The 2,660-nt window shown below is 58.6% G+C and carries 2 protein-coding genes; one reads left to right on the top strand and one right to left on the bottom strand.

All coding sequences use genetic code 11. The features are described from left to right. Nucleotides 1-107 precede the first annotated feature (107 nt). Nucleotides 108-725, bottom strand: coding sequence for a hypothetical protein (locus BLR02_RS30735; RefSeq protein ID WP_245705010.1), 618 nt, complete (start codon nucleotides 723-725; stop codon nucleotides 108-110). Between BLR02_RS30735 and BLR02_RS28095 the strand changes: the two genes are divergently transcribed. Continuing rightward, entirely contained in the window at nucleotides 705-2,570 is a 1,866-nt protein-coding gene (locus BLR02_RS28095; RefSeq protein WP_245705009.1) for a multicopper oxidase domain-containing protein, read from the top strand. The two genes, BLR02_RS30735 and BLR02_RS28095, sit on opposite strands and share 21 nt — an antisense overlap. Nucleotides 2,571-2,660 lie beyond the last annotated feature (90 nt).

Genomic DNA, 2,660 nt, shown 5'->3' with positions numbered 1-2,660 from the left:
ACCAGCCCGAGAACTTGCGTAGCCCTCGGACCAGAGTTGGGGGCAGGACCAAGCAGCCCTGGACTATCATGTCTATCGGACTGCGCGATTGGGCGCATCGGTTCTGATCAATGGGATTTGGTATAATATTTGCCCTGACGCAGAACGTTCCATTGCTGCGCTACATCGAGGCTCTCGGAAAAGCGGATCTGCCTGGAGGTATATATCCAGTGCTTGAGCCGGCCGTAGCGAGCCAGGCTGCCCTTGTCGGCATCACTCTTCCCACAACACCAGCGCAGGCTCGCCAGCCGCAACCGATCATTCGTCCACTGGTGCTGCGTGCTCGGCAGGGTGAGCGCCTTATCGTCACCCTGACGAACGAGATCCGGCCCAAGCCCGGCAAGAACCGTGATGTAGGCATTCACCTTGTTGGCGGTGGCTACGACGTCAGATCCGACGACGGTTCCGACGTAGGCCAAAACCCGAGTTACCTCGTGCCATACGGCGGTAGCCGAGTTTACGAATGGCACTGCGAGCACGAAGGAGTTTTTGTCTTTCACGACGGAGGGAACTACTCCGGCGATGAAGACGGTACCAACGTCCATGGCCTGTTCGGGGCGCTCATTGTCGAGCCCCCCGGTACAAAGTGGCGCGATCCAGTTACCGGCCGTGTCTCCCACGGACCTGGCGGCTTTACTCAACTCGACGGACTTTATCTGGATGTGATGCCGGAGAGCTTCGATCATGCGGAGCCGCTGGATCCTGGACCGGAGCCCGAGGGCCACACTTGGCCTGAACCTGTCGCCTACTTCAACTTTGCAGCGGTCGCCCACCGCGAGTTCGTCATTGTTTTCCACGACGAGCCCGAGTTTGTGCCGCCGCACGGCGAACTCGAGCCTGATCCTTGCGACACCGACGGCCATGGCGGCCACAGTGCTACCGGCCGGCACGGGGGAGGTCACAATGCTGGCATGCCGATCATGCCTGTGTCCTACCGTGCGGAGCCGATGATTAACCGCGAGCGGCGGCTGTGGAAGCAAATGGAATCCGGACCTGCACTCATTCGGCCGGTGCTTAACGAGGAGCAGCATCACAGCTCCTGGATGTTCGGTGACCCAGCCACACCGATATTGAAAGCCTATATCGGTGACCCTGTGCGCATACGGTTTGTTCATGCAGGTGTGAAGGAGACCCATGTCTTTCATTTGCATCTCTATGAATGGCACGCTGCGGCCGGTAACCCTGCATCCCCGCGCATCGATGCCATCTCGGTTAGTCCACAGACTGCGCACACAATTGAGCCTGTTTGGGGTGCGGGTAATCGTCACCAGGTGGCAGGCGATATCATCTGGCACTGCCACCTTTACCCGCACTTTCATGAGGGTATGTGGGGAATGTTCCGCACCTTTGAGACCCGACAACACGGCATAGCGGGTGCGCTGCTAGACACAGCAGACCCCATATACGCCGGGCGGAAGATTGGTCTCTATCCGGATGGAACACTCATTGAAAAACTGCTCCCTCTGCCGAACCGTCCTTTGCCACCCAGGGCAACGCCCAGGCATCCTGGATACCCGCTCTACATCCCGGGTGCGGTTCAGCAGAAATCGCCTATACCACCGTGGCCGGACCGACAGGTGCAGATCGATGAGGCGCTACCGCCGTATGTGACGTCTCTCCTCGCCGCAAACATGCCGCCAGACTTTGACTATCGCCCGCAACCGACAGATCTGGAGAGGGCTGCTTTTAACGCGCGACCAGTTCCGGGCGAGCTGTTCACGCGCAATCCAATCGGCATGCAGCAGGAGGCCATCTACAGCTACGATCCAGCTACCGACACTGGGACGGTGGCGGAGAAAGGTGAGCGGACCAAAGAGCGTGACGCATTCCTGCGGAACAGTGCCCGGGAGGTCGCTCACGACATAGCAGTCGTGATGCGCGACATCACCTACAACAGCCATCGATGGCACGATAAGCACGGCCACCTCTACTACTTAGAGGCTGATGGCGACCCCGCTTTACGAGCTGGGCCTATGGAGCCCCTCTTTTTCCGTGCGCAGCATGGGCAAGTGGTGAACGTCATCCTGCGAAACGCTACGCCTAGGACGATACCAGAAACTGAATTCGACCACGCTTTTCCGCCATGTCCTGCGCGGCCTTGGGAGGGTGAATGCGCCACTCACGTCCACATGGTAAAAATCGATCCAATCTGCGCTGACGGCGCCGCCACAGGCTGGAACTATATGAGTGGCGCAAGGCACGGGAAGAGGATGGTTTACCGGTGGTGGGCAGATCAGGAGTTCGGGACGATCTTTTTTCACGACCATATGTTCGCCAACCACCGACAAAAGCATGGCCTTTTTGGCGCCCTACTTGTGGAACCAGCAGGCTCGAAATTTTTCCACAACGTCAATCCAGGACAGGGAATTATCTCGGGCGTTCAAGCCCGCATTGAACGTCACAAACAGGATCCTATTCGTTTGCAGGGGCCTCACGGCCAGGGTTGGTTCCGAGAGTTCTGCATCGGCATAGGCGATTTCATGCCTATGTGGGCGCCAGTCGACCATGGCGCCGGTGATCAGGCACTCTGAGGTGGTCCCCATTCGTCGGACAGCTTGGCGGCCTGAATAAGCTCGGTCCTGGTTTCCTTCAGGCCGCCAATCTCGTCACCGCATGCGCCT

This window comes from Belnapia rosea, assembly GCF_900101615.1.
GTDB classification, from domain to species: domain Bacteria; phylum Pseudomonadota; class Alphaproteobacteria; order Acetobacterales; family Acetobacteraceae; genus Belnapia; species Belnapia rosea.
The sequence above is the reverse complement of the archived record's forward strand: the minus strand, read 5'-3'. Positions and strand labels throughout refer to the sequence as shown.